At 63.5% G+C, this 22,126-nt stretch carries 17 protein-coding genes; 10 read left to right on the top strand and 7 right to left on the bottom strand.

Going from position 1 to position 22,126, the window contains the following annotated elements:
- Positions 1–39: 39 nt before the first annotated feature.
- Positions 40–348, top strand: a complete 309-nt coding sequence (locus tag A3E1_RS0105255) for a tetratricopeptide repeat protein (protein WP_020519695.1) — start codon at positions 40–42, stop codon at positions 346–348.
- Between the two features lie 173 nt (positions 349–521).
- Here the strand turns inward: A3E1_RS0105255 and A3E1_RS0105260 are convergent, their stop codons facing one another.
- Positions 522–1,397, bottom strand: coding sequence for a helix-turn-helix domain-containing protein (locus tag A3E1_RS0105260; protein ID WP_020519696.1), 876 nt, complete (start codon positions 1,395–1,397; stop codon positions 522–524).
- A 75-nt stretch (positions 1,398–1,472) separates the two neighbouring features.
- Here A3E1_RS0105260 and A3E1_RS0105265 point away from each other — a divergent pair, with 75 nt between their 5' ends.
- The 6 genes from A3E1_RS0105265 (at position 1,473) to A3E1_RS0105290 (ending at position 7,275) form a co-directional block, all read left to right on the top strand.
- Complete coding sequence (locus A3E1_RS0105265) at positions 1,473–2,615, top strand: hypothetical protein (protein WP_020519697.1); 1,143 nt, start codon at positions 1,473–1,475, stop codon at positions 2,613–2,615.
- A 2-nt stretch (positions 2,616–2,617) separates the two neighbouring features.
- Positions 2,618–3,394: an SDR family oxidoreductase gene (locus A3E1_RS0105270; RefSeq protein WP_020519698.1), complete on the top strand. Its 777-nt coding sequence runs from the start codon at positions 2,618–2,620 to the stop codon at positions 3,392–3,394.
- Positions 3,391–4,509 (top strand): sulfotransferase family protein, encoded by a 1,119-nt coding sequence (locus A3E1_RS0105275; RefSeq protein ID WP_020519699.1) that lies wholly within the window; start codon positions 3,391–3,393, stop codon positions 4,507–4,509. The genes A3E1_RS0105270 and A3E1_RS0105275 overlap by 4 nt, the downstream gene beginning before the upstream one ends.
- 247 nt (positions 4,510–4,756) lie before the next feature.
- Positions 4,757–5,296 carry a GNAT family N-acetyltransferase gene (locus tag A3E1_RS0105280; protein ID WP_020519700.1) on the top strand — a complete coding sequence of 180 codons (540 nt, stop codon included), beginning with the start codon at positions 4,757–4,759 and terminating at the stop codon, positions 5,294–5,296.
- Positions 5,297–5,321: 25 nt separating this feature from the next.
- Positions 5,322–6,569 carry an MATE family efflux transporter gene (locus tag A3E1_RS46980; RefSeq protein WP_157631322.1) on the top strand — a complete coding sequence of 416 codons (1,248 nt, stop codon included), beginning with the start codon at positions 5,322–5,324 and terminating at the stop codon, positions 6,567–6,569.
- Complete coding sequence (locus A3E1_RS0105290; RefSeq protein ID WP_051104785.1) at positions 6,532–7,275, top strand: class I SAM-dependent methyltransferase; 744 nt, start codon at positions 6,532–6,534, stop codon at positions 7,273–7,275. The genes A3E1_RS46980 and A3E1_RS0105290 overlap by 38 nt, the downstream gene beginning before the upstream one ends.
- Here the strand turns inward: A3E1_RS0105290 and A3E1_RS39020 are convergent.
- Positions 7,272–8,075, bottom strand: coding sequence for a dolichyl-phosphate beta-glucosyltransferase (locus A3E1_RS39020; RefSeq protein WP_020519703.1), 804 nt, complete (start codon positions 8,073–8,075; stop codon positions 7,272–7,274). The genes A3E1_RS0105290 and A3E1_RS39020 overlap by 4 nt on opposite strands.
- Before the next feature lie 163 nt (positions 8,076–8,238).
- On the opposite strand from A3E1_RS39020, the gene A3E1_RS0105300 reads away from it, so the two are divergent.
- A complete protein-coding gene (locus tag A3E1_RS0105300; RefSeq protein ID WP_020519704.1) occupies positions 8,239–12,297 on the top strand; it encodes an alpha-(1->3)-arabinofuranosyltransferase domain-containing protein in 4,059 nt (1,352 codons plus the stop codon).
- Here the strand turns inward: A3E1_RS0105300 and A3E1_RS39025 are convergent.
- The 5 genes from A3E1_RS39025 to A3E1_RS0105325 form a co-directional block, all read right to left on the bottom strand.
- Positions 12,292–13,374, bottom strand: a complete 1,083-nt coding sequence (locus A3E1_RS39025; RefSeq protein WP_020519705.1) for a glycosyltransferase family 4 protein — start codon at positions 13,372–13,374, stop codon at positions 12,292–12,294. The two genes, A3E1_RS0105300 and A3E1_RS39025, sit on opposite strands and share 6 nt — an antisense overlap.
- Positions 13,375–13,446: 72 nt before the next feature.
- On the bottom strand, positions 13,447–14,433 hold the full coding sequence (locus tag A3E1_RS39030) for a DUF3068 domain-containing protein (protein ID WP_020519706.1): 987 nt from the start codon (positions 14,431–14,433) through the stop codon (positions 13,447–13,449).
- Between the two features lie 376 nt (positions 14,434–14,809).
- On the bottom strand, positions 14,810–16,447 hold the full coding sequence (locus A3E1_RS0105315) for a hypothetical protein (RefSeq protein ID WP_020519707.1): 1,638 nt from the start codon (positions 16,445–16,447) through the stop codon (positions 14,810–14,812).
- An 18-nt stretch (positions 16,448–16,465) separates the two neighbouring features.
- Entirely contained in the window at positions 16,466–17,197 is a 732-nt protein-coding gene (locus A3E1_RS0105320) for an FkbM family methyltransferase (RefSeq protein ID WP_040390337.1), read from the bottom strand.
- Positions 17,198–17,262: 65 nt separating this feature from the next.
- Entirely contained in the window at positions 17,263–18,222 is a 960-nt protein-coding gene (locus A3E1_RS0105325; RefSeq protein ID WP_020519709.1) for a helix-turn-helix transcriptional regulator, read from the bottom strand.
- Positions 18,223–18,285: 63 nt separating this feature from the next.
- Here A3E1_RS0105325 and A3E1_RS0105330 point away from each other — a divergent pair, with 63 nt between their 5' ends.
- Both A3E1_RS0105330 and secA2 read left to right on the top strand, forming a co-directional pair.
- Positions 18,286–19,728 (top strand): MFS transporter, encoded by a 1,443-nt coding sequence (locus A3E1_RS0105330; RefSeq protein ID WP_026208113.1) that lies wholly within the window; start codon positions 18,286–18,288, stop codon positions 19,726–19,728.
- Between the two features lie 94 nt (positions 19,729–19,822).
- Positions 19,823–22,126 (top strand): accessory Sec system translocase SecA2, encoded by a 2,304-nt coding sequence (secA2, locus tag A3E1_RS0105335; protein WP_020519711.1) that lies wholly within the window; start codon positions 19,823–19,825, stop codon positions 22,124–22,126.

Genomic DNA, 22,126 nt, shown 5'->3' on the forward strand with positions numbered 1-22,126 from the left:
AAGGGAATTATGTTACGCAGGCATTTGTTGGCTGGGACTGTGACGACCTTCGAAGAATACGAACGCGCTCAGCTCTTCTTCGACGCCGGTGACTACATCACGGCGGCGCAGATTCTGCCTGCCGTCGTCGCGGACGCACCTGCTGACCTCGCGCCGCGGCTGCTGCTGGCCCGGGCCTACTACCACTCGGCCCAGCTGAAGAAGGCCGAAGGCGAGCTGCGCCACATCATCGACCAGTGCCCGACCGAGAACTACGCCCTGCTGATGCTGGGCCGCACGTTGCAGCGGCAGAGCCGGCACGCGGAGGCCGAAACGTACATGAAGATGGCGCGCGCCTTCGGCATCTGAAAGCCGCGTCCACACGCGACGGCGTGCTCTCCCCGTGGCAGAGCACGCCGTCGGCACTATCTATCAATAGACCTGCTTAACTGAACGGCTCAACCCACTTGCCGGGGTTGCGACAGTCAGCGAACGAAAAGCCAGCCGCGATCTTCTCTTGCTCAGCTCGCGGGAGAGGAGAATTATCTGTCGTGCAGAGCTTGGGTGACGGCGGCTCCGGCGGCCGCGAGAGCCTTGCCGCGCAAGGCGACCTCGGTGCTGCTAATCGCCTGTCCAACGTGGATGGTGAGCACGAGTTCCTGATGCCCGTCGCGATCGTAGGTAGGGGCGGCGATCAGGCTGACCGGCAACGGCTCCGGGGAACTCAGATCGGCGTCTAGGTAGATGCGTTCCCCGAGACTCATCGCCATCTCGGCGACCAGTTCCCGCACCTGCTCGGGCAAGTCGTAGGCCGCGAGACCCGCCATCAGCGCGTGCAAACGTAAGCCCGCCGGGGTGAGGCTCTCCACCACGTACCCCCTGGATCTGCCCTCGCTGACGATTTTGCGCAAGTGCCCCTCATCGATGGTCATCGGCAGCGTCGCGGGTTTTCGCAGCCATCGCGAAAGGGCGGAGTCGGGCCCCCAGAGGACGTACATCAGCCCGACCGGGGGAGCGAACGGATACAGCTGGCCGAGTTTGACCGCGCCGGGCGGGCCGGTGCGTTCGAGCACCATGATCTGGTCGCCGACGACGGCACTGGCGGTGCACGTCGAGCCGAACTGTTCGCTCAGGCCCACGAGATAGCGGCGGGCCAGATCGCTCGCCGCGAAATTGCTCTGCGCGACGCGGCCAGCCGCGATGAGTGCCGGGCCGAGACCATACGTCTTGACAATAGGATCACGTACCAAATATCCCGAGTGAGCGAGCTCCGAAAGGATGCCCAGACACGTTGGTTTGCTGATGCCAAGACTGCGCGCGATCTCCGACAGGCCGAACCTTTTCCCTTGGCGGGAAACAAAAAAGTCCAGCACCTGGGTGACGCGGGCAGTGGGCGGAGAACGACGGGCCAGTACCATTGACCATTCCTTAGAACACGTTCTAATCTGGCCGAGCCAGTATGGACCACGCCATTACAGATATGGAACACCCTGATGCTGACAAAGGCGTTTGCCGAAGCGATGGCCGAGGCGGAGAAAATCATCGCCGGAGCGAAACATGTTGAGTCCGAACAGGATCTGACCGAGGGCTACGACTACCTGTCCGGCAGCATCAGGGCATCGATGCAGCTGGCCTGGGCCTACGAGCGTGACTATCCGTATTTCACCCAGTCCACCGGGCCCTACACGAAGATGGGGCTGGACAACCCGGACACCCTTTACTTCCATTCCTACATTCGCGATGACGCGGAATACGTGGTGACGGGGGTACGCGGCACGACCGCGGATCTAAGTTTCCAAGTCCTCGCGGGCGACTATTCCCCGGTCGATGTTCCCGACAGCATGGCGGCCTTTGACGATCGGTCGTTTGACATCGACGACAACGGACGGTTCGAAATCCGTTTCGGGCCAGGGCCCGCCGCGCGCAATTACTTCACGCTCGGCAAAGGCTCAGCGATGATCGTGGTGCGCGAGGTCTACAGCGACTGGACGGAACGCCGCGGGATGTTGCGGATCCACCGGGCGGACACTCTCGGCGGTGCGCCAGCCCGGCTGACTCAGGACACACTGTCCAAACGCTACGGTGTCGCCGGGAAGATTCTGCTTAGCCGGCTCAGGACTTTCCTTCAGTTCCCGGAATGGTTCTACCTCAAGCTTCCCGTGAACACGCTGACGCCGCCGCGCTCGACGCCGGGCGGGCTGACGACACAGTTCTCCTCCGTCGGGCACTACGCGCTCGAGGACGACGAGGCGCTCGTGATCACGGTTCCGGTGTGTAAAGACGCGCCCTACCAAGGGATTCAGCTCGGGAGCATGTGGTACATCTCGCTGGATTACATCAACCACCAAACGTCGCTGACCGTTCCGCAGGCTCACGTCGACGACGACGGCATGATGCGCATCGTCGTGAGCGAACGCGATCCCGGTGTCGCGAACTGGCTAGAGTGCCTGGGGCACAAGCGAGGATACGTCCAGTTGCGATGGCAGCGGCTATCGCGTGATCTGACCGCCGAGGACGGGCCGTCAGTGGAAGTCATGAAAGTGCAAGACGTTCCGGGGCTACGCATCACGCCAGAGCTTTACCGCGAACGGATCGCGGCCCGTCAGCTTGCCGTCGGCGCCCGGATGGTGGGGTAGTCATGTTGCTCAAGGATAAAGTCGTTGTCTTGTCGGGGGTTGGGCCGGGTCTCGGGCAGGCGATCGCGGTGCAGGCCGCGGCGGCTGGTGCCGATCTCGTGCTGGCCGCCCGCACGGAATCAAAGCTTGAAGAGGTCGCGAAGCTTGTTAGTAACCTAGGACGCCGTGCGGTGTGTGTCCGCACCGACATCACGGTCGAGGAAGATCGGGCGCGGCTGGTGGAAACCGCCCTCGCCGAGTTCGGCCGGGTCGACACCTTGGTTAATAACGTCTTCGCGATGCCGACGATGAAGGACATGTCCGCGGTGGACGTTGACTTCGTGCGGGCGTCGTTTGAAACCAACGTCCTGGCGACGCTGAGGCTGACGCAGCACTGCACTCCCGCTTTGGTGGAAGCGCAGGGGTCCATCATCTTCATCGGGTCGGCGGTCATCAGGCATTCGCGGCGCACGTTTGGCACCTACAAGATGGCCAAGGCCAGTCTGCTCGCCTACGCGCAGTCGCTGTCCAGCGAGCTCGGGCCAAAGGGCGTGCGCGTCAACACGATCGCGCCGAGCTACATCTGGGCCGACTTGCTCAAGGCTTACTTCTCCTACTTGGGCTCGAAGCGTGGCGTGACGGCCGACGACGTTTACCAAGAGATCTCTGCGCAGATCGACCTGCGGCGGCTCATCGAGCCCGACGAAATCGCTGACGTGGTGGTGTTCCTCGCGTCTCACCTGGCCCGCGCCATCACCGGCCAGTGCCTCGACGTCAACGGCGGGGAGTTCCACGCGTGATCTCGATCGACAAACTGCACGCCTCGGCGGTGAAGATAACCGGCCTTGACGACTTCGGCGATCAGTCCTATTTAGAGGGACTCAATGTCCTTGTCGAGTCCTACGCGGCGGAAGCCTCACTTACTGAGCTGGGGGAGAAGGTGCAGCGCGCGTTCTTGCGCGGGGCACTGGTCGCGCGGGCTCTTAGCGAGCAAGCGTGGAAGGACAACCCTGGGTTTTCTGAGGTGCGCATTGAGCGGCCGATATTCGTGCTTGGCTTGCCCCGCACCGGAACCACCGCCTTGCACCGTTTGCTGACCGCCGATCCGGCTCACCAGGGCCTGGAGTTGTGGCTAACTGACTTCCCGCAGCCGCGTCCGCCGCGTGCCACATGGGAGGACAATCCCATCTTCGCGATGATCCAGGGACAGTATCAGCAGCACCACTTGCACAACCCGGAGTTCATGGGGCTGCACTACATGGACGCCGCCCAGGTGGAGGAGTGCTGGCAGCTGCTGCGTCAGTCGGTGATGTCGGTGTCCTATGAGTGCCTGGCGCACATCCCGTCCTACTCGCAGTGGCTGCGCCAGCAGGACTGGACGCCCGCGTACGCGCGGCATAAGCGCAACCTTCAGCTCATTGGCATGCCCGACGCTGAGCGCCGGTGGGTGCTGAAGAACCCGAGCCACATGTTCGCTCTGAACGCGATCCTCGCTGTCTATCCCGATGCGCTTATCGTGCAGACGCACCGCGATCCGCGTACGGCGATCGCCTCGGTGTGCAGCCTTAACGCAACCGCGTCGGCTGGCTGGTCGACGGTTTACGAAGGAGCCGCTGTCGGCCGGGCACAGCTCGACCTGTGGGACCGCGGGCTCAACCAGTTCAACGCCGACCGGGCTTTGCACAACCCGGCCCAGTTCGTCGACGTGCAATACGAAGACTTCGTCCGCGACCCACTGGCAGCCGTGGAATCCGTCTACGCCGGCCTTGGCGTCCCGTTGAGTCCCGAGGCACGCTCGGCGATGGAAGCCCTGCACACGGAAAGCCAAACGGGCGGCCGCAAACCAGCGCACAAGTACGCGCTATCAGACTTCGGCCTCACCGAAGCCGCAGTCCTGGAACGGTTCGGCTCATAAGCAACGTGAGCGGGGCGCGGGCTGTCCGAAGTGGACTGTCATCGCCTGCTCGACGCCGTTTCCAGCGCCGCATCGTGCTACCGAGCTGCCGCTCGGCATCAGTGACGGACCCTCGTGCGCGCACACCAGCACCGTGGCGTCTCGTCCGCGCCGAGCCACCGTGTCGTGCTACGGCGCCGTGTGCTTGTGCAGCTCAAATAGTTAATTCGCTTCGCCTGGTCGCACGGGCCGGACCATCATAGGGAGCATGACACCACAGCTGGAGCTTCCGTCGCAGCACGTCCATCAGTCGTTCCTGGCCGCGATGGCCGAGTTTCAGGCTGAAGGGCGTGGCAGCGAGGACGACCATTCGATGATCGGCAGTGAGATCCGGTCGGCCAGTGCGCTCTGGGGCACCCCGGAGGGCTTCGCCAAGTTCGTTGAGGGGCTGCGGGCAGAAGCGCTTGAGGAGACCCCGCGTGACCCACGGTTCGTGCCGAGCACGACTTTGTGGTGGGTCGCGAGTGACGAATACCTGGGCCGCATCGCGATCCGGCACCGGCTGAACGCGAACTTGCTCGAAGTCGGCGGGCACATCGGCTACGACGTGCGGCCCAGCGCCCGCCAGCGCGGCTACGCGACGGCGATGCTCAAGGCCGCCCTGCCCATCGCTCGCGACCTCGGCATCGACCGTGTTCTCGTCACCTGCGACGACACCAACGTCGCTTCCCGCCTGGTCATCGAACGCAATGGCGGCGTGCTCGAAGACGTCCGCCAGGACAAGATGCGCTACTGGATCGACCTGTAGCCCTGCCACGGCTAGGGTGCTGGGCGTGAACCTGCTTGCCCGCCTGGGCCGTGCCGGAGCCGTGGTCACGGTCGCGACGACGGCGGCTAACCTGCTGGCCTATCTCGCCCCGCTGCTTGGCGCGCGCCAGCTAGCCCCAGCCGACTTCAGCGCACTGGCAACGGTTTTGGCTTTGTGCGCGGTCTTCGGCGTACCAAGTCAGGGTCTGCAAACGGCGGTAGCCGTGCGCGTAGCTCGCGGTGAGCGGATGAGCACGACCCGGCTGGGGCTGGCCACAGCGGCGGTCACGTCAGGTGTCTTGCTGCTCCTTGGCCCCCTGCTCGTCGCGAATCTCTACCTCGGCTGGAACGTCATCGTCCTGACGGCGGCGCTCGTGTTCCCCGTCGTGGTGTGCGGCGGCTGGCTGGGTGTCCTGCAGGGGCAGCAACTGTTCGGCCGGCTCGCGATCGGGATGATCCTGCTGGGGCTGGCGCGCTTCGCTGGCATCATCACGGGCATCCTGTTAGGACAGTCCGTCGCGGGCATCTTGCTGCTGGGCGTGGCCGGATCAATGCTGGGCGTGCTGCCAATCATGTTGCTTGTGCCACGGGACGAGGCTCCTGTCCCGGGTCGGATCGCCCGCGAAGTCTGGGCCTGTGTCCTGGCAATGGTCGCCATGTTGGTGATGTCCTATATGGACGTTATCGCCGCCCGGCACTTGCTCAGCCCTGTCGCCTCAGCGGAATACGCCGTGCTGTCTGTGCTGACGAAGGGTGCCATGTGGGCACCACAAGTCGTGACCGTGCTGGCTCTGCCACACCTGGCCGCACGGCGGCGCCACGCGCTCGCGCTAGCGACCGCCGCTATCGCCGTCGTCGGGGCCGTCCTCGTCGCCGCGGCGACATTGTTCAGTGAACTAGCCCTGCGGTTCGCGGGCGGAGCACAGTACGTCCACCTGGCGTCCTACGCGCCAATGTTCGCCGTGACCGGAGCGGCGTACGCCCTGGCGTTTCTGTTCATCAATACGCGGATCGCTTACGGGGCAAAGTACCCGTCATGGCCCGCATGGCTGGCCGTCGGCGGGTTCGCCGCCGCCGTGCTGCTTTTGCCAACTCCAAGCATTCAGGCCATCGTCACGTGCGCGGCCACGTCAGCCGTGGTCTGTCTGCTCATCTGTGTCGGCACGCTTATCTGGCGCGGCAAATCGGCCAAAGCCTCTGCTTGCGAACCAGCCTCCCAACCGCCAATCTATTACGATGTACCGCGGAGTAACACAGACACGTCCCTCGCTTAAGCGGTCGGTTTCCCTGTTTCGTGCCTTCCGGCGTGAGCCAACGGACCCTGACTATTTCTACCGCCTCCTCGCCGAGGATTCGGTTAGCCAGGTGCTGGGCTACACCGAGCTGCGCGACAAGGTTCTGCTTGACGTCGGGGGCGGGGCTGGCTACTTCGCGGAAGGATTCCGCAAGGCGGGAGCGACCTATTTCGGCGTCGATCCCGATGTCGGTGAGCTCGGTGCCCGCGGGGCGGTCGATCCAGGGATGGTAAGGGCCAGCGGCACGGCTTTGCCGTTTCTTACTGGCTGCATTGACATTTGCTATTCGTCCAATGTGCTCGAACACGTCTCGGAGCCGGAGACCATGCTCAGCGAGATGGCCCGGGTGACGAAACCGGGAGGGCTTGTATACATGTCCTTCACGCCGTGGCTATCGCCTTGGGGTGGGCACGAGACAGCGCCGTGGCACTACCTCGGTGGGCACCACGCGCGGCGGCGGTACGCCCGTAAGCACGGGCATGAGCCGAAGAATGTCTTCGGGACGAGTCTGTTCGCGGTCTCGGTTGGGCGGGCGGTGAAATGGGCGCGGCAAAGCGAACTCGTTGACGTCATCCAGGTTCTGCCGCGCTACCACCCGTGGTGGGCGCACTGGATAATGCGGATCCCAGGAGCACGCGAGATCCTGTCGTGGAACGCGGTGCTGGTGTTACGCCGCAAAGCCTAACCGCGCCGCTGCGCGGGTATCGGCGCTAGGACGACGGGTTCTGTCGCGCGCCGCTGGGCAAGCCTCAAGTAGGCCAGTTCGCCGAGAACGGCGAAATAAGCCGTTGGACGGACCTTGGAACCGTTGACATGCGCCCAGCGCACGGGCACCTCGACGACAGGCCACCCAAAGCGTTTGCAGAGATAGAGCACTTCAACATCGAAGGCCCAGCCGTTCAGCTTCGTCATGGAGTAAAGCGCGCGGCAGCTCGGCCCGTCGAATAGCTTGAAGCCGCACTGGGTATCGGCGATCCCGCGCACGCCAAAGCGGCGGATGAGAAAGTTGCCCGCCTTGCCCATCGCCTCGCGGATCCTGCCCTGTCTGCGCGTAATGGCTGATCCTGGCAAGCCCCGCGATCCAATGGCGGCAACCGCGTCGCCACGGAGCCTGGACAGATGCTCTAGCTCGGTTATTGGCGTGGAGAGGTCAGTATCGGTAATCAAAATTTCGGCGCCGAGGGAGGCCTCGACACCAATGCGGACGGCATGACCCTTGCCGCCGTGTTTGGCCCGGACCAGGCGCACCCATGGCACTCGCCGCGCGAAATCGCTGACAATCTTGGCGGTCTTGTCAGATGATCCGTCGTCAACGACGATGAGTTCCCAGGAGTTGCGCGTGTGGCCCAGGTAGGCACAAATGACAACCAGGGATGTGAATATGCGATTTTGTTCGTTGTACGCCGGGATGATCACTGATAACTGAACGGATGCAATTGCCTGGTCGGGCATGTTTCCGTCAACCGCAACGGGAAAGGGCTGCATCCGATCTCCCAACTGCCACAGGTGAGCGATCTCGGTATCGTAAGTGTCTCGCGAGTAACTTACAAGAAATACATAAAGTAATGACTATGTCGATGCGCGAATTGATTGCAGGATCTTGAAGTCTCGGAACCCCTTCCCCGTCTTTGCTGTTTGCCTTGGCCTCGTGATCCTTGCGTTCGCACAAGCGCCCGGCCAGACTGTCGTCGACACCAAACTCGACCTCAGCGAGAACCCGGCTGGGTTCCTAGGGCGGGCTTTGCATCTCTGGAACGCCAGCGCCGGGTTCGGCCAAGTCGAAAACCAGAGCTACGGCTACTTCGTGCCCATGGGCCCGTTCTTTCTGGCCGGTGACGCGATCGGCCTTCCGCCGTGGATCGTGCAGCGCTTGTGGCTGGCACTCCTGCTGATTGTCGGATATTTGGGCTTTCTGTTTTTCATTCGTGCCCTGCGCGTGGGAACCATCCCAGCACAACATGTCGCCGCACTGGCCTGGGCACTGTGCCCACGAGTCATCACGACCGTCGGCCCGATCTCCTCGGAAATACTGTCACTGGTCGCGCTTCCCTGGGTGATGCTGCCGCTGATGCGGCCTGACCGCCAGCGCACAGCCGCGCGGCCGGCAGTCCTTTCCGCCCTGGCGATTCTGGCGATCGGGGGAATCAATGGCGCGGTCGTCATCGCTTCCATGGTGCTGCCGCTGATCTGGCTGGTGTCAGGCGCGAGAGACAGGTTTGGGCGCAGGCTTCTGGCCTGGTGGAGCCTGTTCGGCGCTGTCGCGATCATGTGGTGGCTCAGCCTATTGGTTATCACGTCGCGCTATCTCGGCGAGTTTCTGACCCGTAGCGAGTCGGCCGCCGCGACAAGCAGCCGAATCTCGGCCTGGCATGCGTTTCGGGGCGCGGACCATTGGGTCGCCGCGGTCTCCATCCAAGGTGAACCTTGGTGGCAGGCGGCTTGGTACGTGCTGGGATCGCCCTTAGGCATGGCCTCAACCGCGGTCATCTGCGTGGCGGGGCTGGCGGGCCTGATCCGCAGCGATATGCCGGAAAGATTTCGGTGGGTGGCCATCGCTTTAGTGGGGTTCACGTTCCTCACCCTTGGTTACGCTGGCGAATTCGGGCCCTGGGCTGACAGTTTGTGGCGGTCGTTGCTTGATGGTCCGCTGGCTGCTTTCAGGAACGTCCACAAATTTGACCCGGTGCTGCGGTTGCCTCTGATCGTGGGTCTGGCGCATCTCATCGGTGTCGTCCAGTTGCGGCTCGCACGGCGGATCGCGGAGAAGCAGTTAGCAAGAAACAACTTCAGCCGGTCGTCCTACGCGCTCATGCGGGCAGTGACGTCAGTGGTCACCTTGGCGGGGCTGGCCGGGGTGGGACTCGTCGCGAAGCCGGCCTTCACCGGCGACCTGGCCACCGGCCACGAATTCGGCAACATCCCTACCTATTGGCATCAGGCCGCCGAGTGGCTAAAGCAGAACGCCAAGGGCTCGGCCCATCTCGTGCCAGGTTCAGGGTTCGGCGAATACACGTGGGGCAGAACCTATGACGAGCCGTTGCAACCGCTGTCTGCCGTCCCGTGGTCGGTGCGCAACCAGGTGCCCATGGGCGAGCCCGGCTCGGTTCGGTGGATGGACACGATCGAGTCGGTACTGGCGTCGGGACAGGGATCGCCGGCCCTTGGCAAATTCCTCGCGCGCACCGGTGTGAGCCACGTGGTCGCCCGTCACGATATGCAATGGTGGCGAACGGGTGCCGCGCGTCCCGCCGTGGTTCACCAAGCACTGACGCGCTCAGGCGGGATTCGCAAAGTGGCCGCCTTTGGCCCGCAGCGCGCGAGTTCGGCCCTGGGTGCACCGGAAGTGTCGGGATACGACCTCGACGCGGGTCTTCCAGCGGTTGAGATTTACGAAGTCACTGAGCCCGGGCTGAGTCCCGTCAGCCTCTACGACGCGGATGCGCTAGCGGCCGTTAGCGGCGGTCCTGAAGCCATTCTCGGGCTACTTGAGGCCGAAATGCTGGGGGCCGGCACCCCTGTCGTTCTATCTGGTGAATCAGGCGCGCCTCCGGCCTCCCGATGGTTCACCAGCGACACCCTGCAACGCCGTGAGGTCCACATTGGACGCGTTCACGACGCCAGCAGCGCGGTCATGTCACTGGAAGATGAGTACCGCATCGAATATCGCGCGCAGCCATATGAGATGTTTTCATCGGATCATCAAACAATCGCCCAGTACGCGGGAGTCAGCTCGATAACCGCTTCAAGCTCGGCCGGTTACGCCGATAGCGTCGGCCCGACACGCACTGAGAATTCTCCGTTCGCCGCCTTCGACAACGATCCGCGAACGTACTGGCAGTCTTCTGTCTTTGGTTCCCCGGTCGGGCAATGGATCGATATCGAGTTCGAATCGCCAGTGCCGGCAGAGTCGGTCACCATCCAATTCTTCGCCCTCGGCGCGATCGAGCCCCCAGTCACCAAGGTCGCCATTCAAACCGACACCGGAACGCTGCTGTATGCGGTCGCTCCCGGAAATGAACCGCAGAAGTTCGCCACGGCCTCAGTTCTGACCCGGAAACTGCGCGTGATCATCGTGGACATGGCGCCGCATGTCATCGCGCAGGCAGCTATTCGCGAGATCAGTCTGCCTGGTGTGACAGTCGGCCGCAGTCTTCGGCTGCCAGATGACGCACCGGCAAGTGTCGCCGGTCAAGCTCCCCAAGGGATCGTATTGAGCCAGCGTCCACCGTCGGGTGCGTGTGTGCTCTATCAAGACTCGCTGCGTTGCGATCCAGCATTGCTGTCCGATGTGGACGAATCAACGTTCGACCGCCGGTTCGCCTTGCGCAGCGAAAGCGCCTATGAGGTAACCGGCACGATGGTGCTGCGGCCCGGTCAGAGCGCGCAGGGGGCGATAGGCCGCTCGGCTGGGCCACTGAGTGCCGAAGTCAGCTCCACGTTCGCCGGCGAGCCTCTGGTGCCTGCCCGCAACCTTTTCGATGGAGACAGACTGACATCGTGGGCTGCCGATCCTCTCGACACTGAACCTGTCATCACGTACCGCTGGCCGGGCAAGCGCGTCATCAAGGAACTCCGCTTCGAGCCATCTCCGGGCCGCTTCGCCGCCACGCCAACGGAAGTCACGATCGTCTCGCCTGACGGCACGCGGGTGGTAAAGCTTGACCGGCCCGGAGTACACGAGTTCGCGGCTCTGGAAACCGATCACCTCGAGGTGCGGATGACGAAGACCCGCGATGTCGTCAGCATCGATCCGGTCTCGGGCCGCGCGGCCAAAATACCCCCTGGCATGGCGGAGATGTCGTTTCCAGCCTTACGGGATCTGGTTTCCGCCGTTGATCCAAAGGCGCGGTTCACCCTGCCGTGTGGCGAAGGCCCGGTAATCGTGGTCGACGGGAAAAACGTGCAGACTTCGGTCGAAGGATTGGTGGCAGACGTTCTCAACCGCCGCCCGGTGAAGTTCACCGCCTGCGGCGAACTGCTCCTTTCCGCCGGAGCACACCGCCTGTCGGCTGACTCATGGCAAGGGTTCGCTGTTACCAGCTTGTTCATGCGCAGGCCGGGAGCCACAAGTGTCAACGATGTGGTCGCTCCGCGCATCCGAACCTGGACCGCGACAGATCGCTCCGTGGACATTTCAGCCGGGCGGCAGTCGTTGCTTTTGTTGCGCCAGAACTTCAACCACGGCTGGGTGGCTGTCCTGAATGGACAGGAGCTCAAGCCGGTGCGGCTTGAAGGCTGGCTCCAAGGCTGGATCGTGCCACAGGGCGCTGGCGGGACCGTCCACTTGCGATACGCGCCGGATGGGATCTACCGGACCGCCCTCGCCATCGGCGCTGGGCTGTCCGGGCTGCTGCTCATCCTCGGCCTGACGCTCGCCTTCGCGAAACTCCGCCTGCGGCCAGGGCCACGTCACGAGTTCAACCCAGCCGCGGACGCCCTTTGGCTGCGGCTGATCCCCGCGGCGCTGATCGTTGTCGCTGGGACGCTGGGCGGGATCGCTGGGCTGGCCGTTGGGCTCACTGTGTTTGCCGTAAAAGTAAAGTGGGGACGAACCGCCGTGGCGGTTTGCGCGGTCGTGCTGCTCGCCGCGGCTAGCGGCGTCGCTGTCGGGCAAGCCTCGGGCACGGGCGGTTTGGTGCAGCTGCTGGCCACCGCTTCCGCGGGTCTGCTTGCCTCCACCACGGTCTTCGGGAGGCTGAAGTCATAGCAGGCGCAAAAGACTGTCGAACTCGGCAACGAGACGTTCAACGGTGAAGGTGCTCGCGTAGGCCTTAGCTTCATCGCCCATCGCTTCGCGGGCGGTGTCATCCTTGAGGAGTGACCGCACGTGTTCGGTCATTTCCTCAAGGCTGTCGGCTAACAACCCTGTCTGACCATGAACGATCGACTCGGACAGCCCGCCAGCGTGACGGTAGGCGACCGCTGGCACACCCTCGGCCGCCGCTTCCATAACGACGCGGCCCCAGCCTTCCTTGAGGGACGGGCAGATCAGCAGCCAAGCCTTCGCCACGGTGTCCAATTTGGACTGATCGTCTAGGTGGCCCATCATCTCGACGAAACTTTCTGCCCCAAGGCTCGTCACGTGCCGCGCGATTTCCTCCCGCAACGGCCCGTCGCCGATGATCTGTAAACGCAGCCCAGGAAACTCATCGGCCAGCCGCGCCGCGATGTCGACGGCATGGGCGATCTGCTTATGGGGCATCATCCTGCCAACGACCACGATAAGAGGATGCGGCGCTTTGGAAAGCGGCATCGGGCGGTGCGGTGGGGGATCGGACGCGTTGTAAGCGACCGTGATCGCGTCAGGCTTTATCCCCAAGGCGATGAGATCATTGCGGGTAGGCGTCGAAACAGCCACATAGCGTGATCCCCGCTGAATTCTCGGAGCGAGCCAGGACTCAATCCACCAGCCGGCACGGCCGGCCACTTTGCCATAGGTGGCAAGCCATTGCTCCCGGCCCAGGTGATGGACAACGGTGATCACTCGTTTGTGGACGAGCCTGCTAAAGAACGGGAGGTGATTCTGAACGTCCACGACTACGTCGGGCTTCAGCCGCAGGACTGCAGCCAGGCCATGCGGATACACCGACAACCGCCCACCCTTGCGGCGAATATCAAGCTGTCCCTGTCGCGCGGTCGCTGTAGCGCCCGCATATCTGGCGCAGTGCAGCGTCACCTCATGCCCAGTCTTGATAAGCCCTTGGCCGAGCTGCTCGACGTAGTCTTCCGAACCGCCGCCCTCGGGATGGCTGCTATCACGCCAGTTCAGGATCAGAATCCGCATGAGGGCTCACCCGCTGAAGAAAAAGGAGTGGGGCTCGCAAAAGCGCAAGCCCCACAACGTGGACTGTCTGGTTCAGTCGAGATATTCACTGTCCGCGGCGTGACGTGAGCGGCGCACGCCCGGGCTCCGGGCCAAGACCGCGCCCACGATCATGAACAGCAAACCGCCGGCCCCAAGACCGATGGGAGCGTACAAGCGCACGGTGTTGATAAGCGACTTGTTCGACCCAGCGGTCTCGACGGCTTTGTCCACCGTGGAGTCCGCGTAGACGAAGTCGCCCTTCAGCAAGGTCTGCATGCCACCGCTCCAGCGCAGCTCCATGTTGCGGCGCTCACGAAGGTTCAGGTACTGGCCCGTCGTTGGCTCGACCCAGAAGGTACGGGTGTTGCTGTACCACATCTCGCCACCGGTCGTGCCCGCAGGCGCGAACTGGCTAGTCAGGAAGGCGATCTGCTCAGGCTTAGCCTGCAGCTTGGTCATGGGGACGGTCTGCTCGAACCGGTAGACCTCCATACCCTTAACGGTGTCTACGCCCTGAAACTTCGCGGGGAAGTTTGAGTTGCCGAGCTGAGGATCCCAGAACGGGTAGTCCTTCTTCTCCGTGTGGAAGGGGAACTTGTAGACCTGGCCACTGAAGTTGACCTTGTTTGACGGGTCGTCGGCCCAGGCGTCCTTCCAGTTGACCGCCGCGCCAGAAACTCTTTCGAGGGCGAGCTCAGTCGAACCCTTGCTAATGACCTTCTTCGTGTCCGTGCGCCAGGTCGTGGTGTAGACCGACCAAACCACGGCGTTGTCCTGGAACTGACTCTGGAGGTTGTTGGTTTTCTTCTTCTGCGGCACAACCTCGGTCAGGGATTCCAGATTGCCCATCGGTGTTGTCGCCTTGCCCGTATCTACGTCCAAGAACGTCACATTTTTAGCCACCACCAGAGAGCTAGTGGGCTCCAAGTCGTACGGCAGCTTGGTTACCGCGGGGGCGACGTAGAGCGGGAGTCCCACGGCAAGGACGATGAACACGACACCTAGTCCGAAGAGCAGAGTGCCGAAGACGCGTTTCACGTGCTTCCTCCCCACGAGCAAAATGCCGGGATTCAAGGGATGGCCAGAACGAATTGCATTTTCGCGGAGGTTACCGCCAAGTAAACTACAGCGGGCCACCTGTTAGGTCTATGTAAATTAGCCGTACAGCCACAAGCTTTGCGGTGCCTGACGCGCCTTCTCAGGAGCGCGAGCCGTACTCCTTTGGAACGGTAGAACTTGTTTCAGTTGCGGCCGCCTCGGTAGGTGTCGCGACAGCTAGGCTGGCGATCGAGACGACGCCAATTAGTCCAATAACGACTGCGGCCACCGCCGTAAGCAGCAGTGTTAGGCCGGACCGTTCCATGGGTATGTTTCTCCCCTCGCGAAGGTGAATGCGGCGCACGTTACCACCGGGTCACCTTGTGCGCCAGAAGTACGTTCCTGTACCGACATAGAGCAGAGATGCCCAGCACATGGCCACGATGATTGCCAGCTGCCGACTGGTGTCATGATCAGGCGCGGTGGGGGACGGATTGCGATATAGAGATAGATCTTGTCCGGAGTGAACCGGTTCGAGGCCCGCCAGCGAAGCCGGCGACACCGAGTCTGCGGGCCCCTGAATCATGATCCAGCGAAAAGACGTCCCGCTCAACGGCTCCCCGTCGCCGACTAGGGCTTTGATTTGCTGGGCCTCACGGCTTTCACCCGCGATGACGTGTCCATCCACCTGCAGTGTGTCGTCGACCAGGACCGGGACCGGGAAGAACCTGGGGGAAGGGTCGAGCACGGTCCGGCCACGGTTCCAGGGGTAGCTGCGATACTCCGCCATAGGAAGCGACAACATACGGCCAGGGTCGGCTCTGACGAGTTCAGCGATGGTATTCCAGTCGGCGGGGTAGGTGACCGGCCGCAGCGCCCCGGCACCACCAAAGGCCAAGTCGGGCATCGCCACCACCGGCAGCAGGAGACCCGCGGCGACGAGCGCGGCGCCTGCCTCCCGCGATAGCCTCCCGGCAAGCCTTTCGATCCCCAGCGCGAAGCAGGTGGCTAATAGCAAGGCGAACGGCATCAGGAACTTTTGCGAGTCGCGAGCGATTCCAGCTCCAGGCACATGCTCAACAAGCCAGCTCAGGCCAGGCTGGGCCGCGGGGATGGTGCTCAGGATGGCAGCGAATAGTCCTGCGGCGCCGACGATCAGCAGACGTGTGGCACCAGGCTGACGGTCAGCCAAAAGACGGTAGCCCGCCCAGGCGACAGTTAATAGGACAACCGTTGCCAGCGGTATGAGGGCCGAGGCACGGCTGGCCGGAGTCGCTTCGCCATTCCAGATCCCACCGGTGCCAAGCAGCGACATGACGGGCCCAGCCCAGTTCTCCGACCGTGGAGAGAACGCGGTAACACCAAACGGGCTGGTCCGCATGTCCGACCGCGTCACAACGGCAGCGACCAGCCACGGGGAATTCAGAACCAATAGTCCAATGAGGACGGTACTCCATCGCCGCCAAGGCAATCCAATGAGCATGACGAGGCATACCGAGAACGCGATGACACCGCCCGTCGGGGTCAGGCAGCAGATTCCGGCCGCTAGCAGGATCTTTGGCAGTGCTTGTCTTCGCCCCTGCCGCGCCTCCCACGTGGCGGAAATGAGCCAGGGCAGTGCGGCGTATGCCAGCAATAGCGCCCAATGGCCGAACAGCAATCTCTCGGCGAGGAACGGCGACCAGACGTAGACAACTCCTGCCAAGATCTTGATAGCGGTGCGGCTCGACGGAACCAGCCGCGCGGCACCCACCACACCAGCCCAGATGATGGCGATCAGAATGACCCGTTGCAGCAGCCATCCCGGAACCAGCACGTTCAGGGTGGAAATCACCGCGTCGACGGGGACTGCCCGCGGCGCGCCATCGACGGGGGTGATGAGGTCCAGGGTGTGCCACTGGCGCGGCACGAAGTTCATGTCGTAACTGAGCACATATCCAGGGGCGGCCAGTGGTGCCAGGATGACCGCACTCAGGCTGGCCGCCGCGAGGTGGATGGCCAGCCGCGGGGACATCGCGACAACCTAACAGGGCTACTTAAATAGCACCATGTTCACGTATCGGGGATTTGGCGAGATCAGGCGCCTGATGAAGCTCTGGTTCACCCGGTGGACATTGGCCGCCTGATGCGCCGTGAGGTCGAAGTCGGCTAGCCGCACCCACTGGCCGTCGTGGTAGACGTGACCGGTGTAGCCCCAGCTCTCCAGGAGCCCGACGACCTCCGAGACAGGCTTCATCCTTTCCTCCAGCTCCAGCAGGAGTACGGGATGGTCGCGGGCGATGGTGTTCTTTCCGCCCAGCAACACCGCTAACTCGTGGCCCTCCACGTCGACCTTGATGAACCGCACATCGTGAAGGTCAAGACTGTCAATGGAAACTTTCGGAACCGTCACCGCTTCACCGGCGACCAGGCCTTCCTGAACTGACGCTATGCCCACTCCTGGGCCCCCGGGAGGAACGATCAATTCAATCTCGCCGACGTCGTCGGAGACCGCGGCATGGATGATGCGAACCCCGGACAACGAGCGCTGGGCAAGAGCCGCGAGTTCTGGATGCGCCTCGATTCCGATCACTTCGTTAGCGTGGGCGCGCATGCGCTGAGCCCAAGGGCCGAACCAGACACCGATGTCAAGCGCGACGCCTCCTCCGGGCATGATCACGCCCAGCTGCTTGAGCTCTGGCTCGATGCGGGGATAGACGGCACGCAGAGCCATACCCAGGACGGACAACGGCATGGCCGAGGCCAGAGTGCGGCGAAGACTCATGACGGATCTCCGATCAGAGGGCTCATCCGCGACAGCATAGAGATGTTACGGGCAAGTAGGAAGATTCAGCGGACGGCATTCGCGTAGCGCTCGCCAAGCGCCCGCACGAACTCAGCGAACTCTGGCGGGCCGTCTACCTTGAAGTCCAGACCCAGCATTCCAATGTAGACAGCCACCGTTTCATAGTTGGAAGCGCCGGTGTCGAGGATGCAGGTGTTGTCATCGATGGCCTCCACGGTGCCGACAGCGGGCGTGATGCGTTCGGCGACAACCGATGCGGGCGCGTGGATGAGGATCCGGGCACGGGACTCGTTGAAGATGCCACGGATCTTCTTAGCAACGAAGGTAGCCGCGTCGCCGTAAGGGATGTCGCGCGGCGTGAAGCGCGGGCCGGTAGGCACGCGCGGCGTTAGCCGGTCCACCCGGAACGTGCGCCAGTCTTGGCGATCCATGTCGAACGCGACGAGGTACCACTTGCGGCCCCAGCTCACCAGACGGTAGGGCTCCACGTTGCGGATCGAAACGGAAGACTTGTGGTCGCTGTAGTCAAAGCGCAGCCGCTCGTGATCCCGGCAAGCCGCGGCCAGTGCGGTCAGGACGGCGGCATCGACTTTAGGAAGCCGCGACGCTGACACCACGGGAACCGTGTAGGCCTGCAAGGTGTTGACCCGGTGCCGCAGCCGTGACGGCAGCACCTGCTCCAGTTTCGCCAGCGCCCGAAGCGACGTTTCCTCAATGCCCTCAATGGATCCAGCCGCTGCCGTGCGCAGGCCCATCGCAACGGCCACGGCTTCCTCGTCATCGAGAAGCAGCGGCGGCACCGAGGCGCCCGCGCCCAAGCGGTAGCCACCTGTGCTGCCGCGCGTCGCGTTCACGGGATAGCCGAGCTGCCGCAATCGTTCCACGTCGTTGCGGACGGTGCGGGTGCTGACGTCAAGCCGGTCGGCCAGCTCGTTGCCACTCCACTCGCGGGGAGTTTGCAGCAGCGAAAGCAGGCGGAGCAGCCGTGCCGAGGTCTCCAACATATTTCTGATATTGCCTTCGCATTAGGAACGGGGTCTTCCTAATAGCCTAATAGCGTTCTCCTCATGACAACAGCGGTTCTGGAACGTCCTACGGCGACGGTCAAAATTCAGGTAGTGCGCCCCTGGCTGGGCCTTTCGGTGGTCCTATCTGCCATCCTCATGAACTTGCTCGACTCGACGGTGGTCAATGTGGCCGCCCCGGCGATCCTGCGTGACCTCGGCGGCACGTTCGCCAGCCTCCAGTGGATCTCAGCCGGGTACACCCTGGCTCTGGCGGTTGGCCTGCTGACCGGTGGGCGGCTTGGCGATATGTTCGGCCGCAAGCGGATGCTGATGTTCGGTGCCGCCGGGTTCACGGTCGCCTCATTGTTGTGCGCGATCGCCTGGTCGCCGGAAAGCCTGATCGTGGCTCGGGTCGCGCAGGGCCTGTTCGCGGCGGTCATGGTGCCGCAGTGCTTCGGCATGATTCGCGACCTGTTCTCTCCGCAGGACATGGCCAAGGCGTTCGGGATTTTCGGTCCGTCCATTGGGCTTGCCACGATCCTCGGGCCGATCGTCGCTGGCCTGCTTACCGAAGCCGCTGGATGGCGCTCCATCTTCCTGATCAACCTGCCGCTCGGGCTGTTCACCCTGATCGCTGGCAACCGCTATCTGCCCCGCCGCAAGCCGGTCTCCGACTCCAAGAGCCTTGATGTGCTTGGCATGCTTCTGGCGGGTGCTGGAATGTTCCTGCTGGTCTTCCCGCTCGTGCAGGGCCGCGAAATCGGCTGGCCGGCTTGGACCTTGGTCATGCTCGGTGCCTCCGTTCCGGCTCTCGCGCTTTTCACCTGGTACCAGATAAGCCGTAAAGCCGAAGGCAAAGTCCCGCTGGTGCAGCTGACGATGTTCGCCAAGCGGTCCTACTCCTCGGGTGTCCTGTTCGTGATCGTCTTCTTCGGCGCGATCGTGGGCTTCAGCCTGGCGGTCGGGGTGTTCCTGCAGATGGGCCTGGGTTACTCGGCGATGAAAGCGAGCCTGACGATGGCCGGCTGGGCGGTCGGTGCGTTCATCGGCAGCGCGGTCTCGGCGATGACGATGGCCAAGCAGGGCCGCCGGATCCTCCACAATGGACTCGCGTTCATGGCACTCGGCACCGCGATCTTCTTGCTGGTCGTCGTGACGGCGGGCACGAGCGTGAGCGGATGGCTGCTGTCGCTGCCGCTGCTGGTCTACGGCTTCGGGATGGGACAGATCTTCGTGCCGCTGTTCGACATCATCATGGGCGACGTCGAGGATCACGAAGTCGGCTCGGCATCGAGCAGTCTCGAAGCGCTCCAGCAACTCGGTGCCTCGCTCGGCGTCGCGGTTCTCGGGACGGTGTTCTTCGGAGCCTCCGGCCTGGAGCACTCCGGTTCAGGCAACCCGGTCGACGCCGTCGCCCTTGTCACCGTGATCGCCCTGGTGCTGACTCTCGTGACGTTCGGGCTCGGCTTCCTCCTGCCGAAGAAGGCCCGCGCGGCCCACTGATACCCATCGCTGTATGCCCCGGCCGCCGCGACGGCCGGGGCATACCACGGGCCGGGGTGACTACACGCCAGGATTTGACGTAGCCTGGTCGCTCATGGGCGTCTCGTTGCGATTGAAGAACACCTTCCGCCGGATCATGGAGCGGCCGGGGACCACAGTTGATTTGCGGCCCTTCTCCAAGCTGCTGCCAGAGATCGAGGATCGTGGTGTTGAGCTGCGGGATGTCACCGATGAAGAGCTGACGGAGGCGGCAGGCCAGGCGAAGGATCTCGTCGAGATCTGCGCCGTGGGCCGCGAGGCCGCTGACCGGGCGCTCGGTGAGCGCGCCTATGACGTTCAGATGCTCGGTGTGCAGTGCCTGATCGGCAAGACCGTGGCGGAAATGGCCACCGGTGAGGGTAAGACGCTTGTGGCGGCGATCGCCGCATATGGGCACGTTCAGCTCGGCAACGGCCCCGTGCACGTCATCACCGTCAATGACTACCTGGCCAAACGAGACGCCGACTGGATGCGCCCGGTCTACGACCTGCTCGGCCTGACGGTGGGGTATGTGACGGGGGCTTCGACGCCTGAGGAACGGCGTGACGCCTACGCCAAGAACGTGACCTATGTGTCGGTCAGCGAGGCCGGATTCGACTTCCTGCGCGACCAGCTGATCACCGACCCCGAGGCGCGGATCCAGCCTGAGCTCACGTGCGCCATCGTCGATGAGGCCGACTCGATCCTCATCGATGAGGCCCGGGTGCCGATGGTGCTCGCCGGCATGATCCCCAACGAGCAGGACCCGGTGCACTCCGCCGCCGGGCTCGTGAAGTCCCTCATCCCGAAGCGTGACTACGAGATCTCCGAAGACGGCCGCAGCGCCAACTTCACGGCCAAGGGCCTGGCGAAGCTGGAAGAAGAACTCGGCGGCATCAACCTCTACGACAGCGAGCACATCGAGCAACTGTCCGCCGTCAACGTCGCCCTGCACGCGCAAGCGTTGCTGGAACGCGACGTCGACTACATCGTGCGCAACGGCAAAGTCGAGCTGATCGATGAGATGCGTGGCCGGGTGGCACAGCGCCGCCGCTGGCCTGACGGTCTGCACGCGGCTGTCGAGGCCAAGGAAGGACTGAGCGCCAGCGCCGAAGGCGAAGTCCTTGGCACGATTACGGTTCAGGCGTTCCTCGGGCTTTACCAGACACTGTGTGGCATGACAGCCACAGCCGTGCACGTCGGCGACGAACTGCGTGAATACTTCAGTCTCGAAGTCGCCGTCATCCCGCCCAACACGCCCTGTGTGCGCACCGACGAAGAGGACAAGATCTACGCGACGTTCGCCGAGCGTGACGAAGCGCTGGTGGAGCTGATCAGCTCGCTGCACGAAGACGGCCGCCCGGTGCTCATCGGCACGCTCGACGTGAGCGAGTCGCAGCGCCTGGCCCACCAGCTGCGCGAGGCCGGCGTCGAGTGCGCGGTCCTCAACGCCAAGAACGATGACGAAGAAGCCGCCATCATCGCCGAAGCCGGAAAGTACGGCGCGGTAACGGTTTCCACCCAGATGGCGGGCCGTGGTGTCGACATCCGCCTGGGTGGCAGCGACCAGGCCGACTACGACCGCGTCGCCGAGCTCGGGGGACTGTTCGTCATCGGGGCCGGCCGGCACAACTCCCGTCGCGTCGACGACCAGCTGCGTGGCCGGGCCGGCCGTCAGGGTGACCCCGGCGGCTCTATCTTCTTCGTCAGCCTCGAAGACGACCTCGTGCGTCACCACGCCTCCGACGCCATTCCGGCCTGGCCGAAGATGAAGTTCGGTGGACTGGTCGAAGACGAGCGTGTCACCGCGGCGGTCGAGCACGCCCAGCGCGTCGCCGAAGGCGTCAACCACGAGATCCACCGCAACACCTGGCGCTACAGCATCGTGATCGAGCAGCAGCGCAAGGCGCTAGCCGAGCGCCGCAAGCGGCTCCTGGAAACAGACGTCGCCGGTGACCTGTTGCGCTCGACCTATCCCGAGACGACCGAGGACCTCGACGACGACGAGCTCAACAAGATGGGCCGCGACATCGCGCTCTATCACCTCGACCGGCTGTGGGCCGAGCACCTGGCCGAGCTGGCCGAGGTCCGTGAGGGTGTGCACCTGCGCGCTCTGGGCCGCGTTGACCCGCTCGACGAGTTCCACCGCTCGGCCGTTCCCGCGTTCAACGCGCTGATCCCCGAGATCGAGAAGCGGACGCTGGAGACGTTCGAGGAGATCGACGACGCCGACGGTTTCGAAGACGGCTGGGAGCCCGAGCGCGCGGAGCTGATCCGCCCGAGCGCCACATGGACCTACCTCGTCAACGACAACCCGTTCGGGTCCGAATTGGACCGTCTGGTGTCGATCGTCGGCAAGTCGCTCAAGTCCCGCCGCTAA

Origin of the sequence: Catelliglobosispora koreensis DSM 44566 (genome assembly GCF_000379685.1) — a bacterium.
Lineage (GTDB): Bacteria > Actinomycetota > Actinomycetes > Mycobacteriales > Micromonosporaceae > Catelliglobosispora > Catelliglobosispora koreensis.

What these genes read in the sequence shown, in the direction of transcription:
- A3E1_RS0105270 (WP_020519698.1), top strand. Translation starts at nt 2,618, where the DNA reads ATGTTGCTCAAGGATAAAGTCGTTGTCTTGTCGGGGGTTGGGCCGGGT.
- secA2 (WP_020519711.1), top strand. Translation starts at nt 19,823, where the DNA reads ATGGGCGTCTCGTTGCGATTGAAGAACACCTTCCGCCGGATCATGGAG.
- A3E1_RS0105330 (WP_026208113.1), top strand. Translation starts at nt 18,286, where the DNA reads ATGACAACAGCGGTTCTGGAACGTCCTACGGCGACGGTCAAAATTCAG.
- A3E1_RS0105265 (WP_020519697.1), top strand. Translation starts at nt 1,473, where the DNA reads ATGCTGACAAAGGCGTTTGCCGAAGCGATGGCCGAGGCGGAGAAAATC.
- A3E1_RS0105320 (WP_040390337.1), bottom strand. Translation starts at nt 17,197, where the DNA reads ATGAGTCTTCGCCGCACTCTGGCCTCGGCCATGCCGTTGTCCGTCCTG.
- A3E1_RS0105260 (WP_020519696.1), bottom strand. Translation starts at nt 1,397, where the DNA reads ATGGTACTGGCCCGTCGTTCTCCGCCCACTGCCCGCGTCACCCAGGTG.
- A3E1_RS0105325 (WP_020519709.1), bottom strand. Translation starts at nt 18,222, where the DNA reads ATGTTGGAGACCTCGGCACGGCTGCTCCGCCTGCTTTCGCTGCTGCAA.
- A3E1_RS39025 (WP_020519705.1), bottom strand. Translation starts at nt 13,374, where the DNA reads ATGCGGATTCTGATCCTGAACTGGCGTGATAGCAGCCATCCCGAGGGC.
- A3E1_RS0105315 (WP_020519707.1), bottom strand. Translation starts at nt 16,447, where the DNA reads ATGTCCCCGCGGCTGGCCATCCACCTCGCGGCGGCCAGCCTGAGTGCG.
- A3E1_RS39020 (WP_020519703.1), bottom strand. Translation starts at nt 8,075, where the DNA reads ATGCAGCCCTTTCCCGTTGCGGTTGACGGAAACATGCCCGACCAGGCA.
- A3E1_RS0105280 (WP_020519700.1), top strand. Translation starts at nt 4,757, where the DNA reads ATGACACCACAGCTGGAGCTTCCGTCGCAGCACGTCCATCAGTCGTTC.
- A3E1_RS0105290 (WP_051104785.1), top strand. Translation starts at nt 6,532, where the DNA reads ATGTACCGCGGAGTAACACAGACACGTCCCTCGCTTAAGCGGTCGGTT.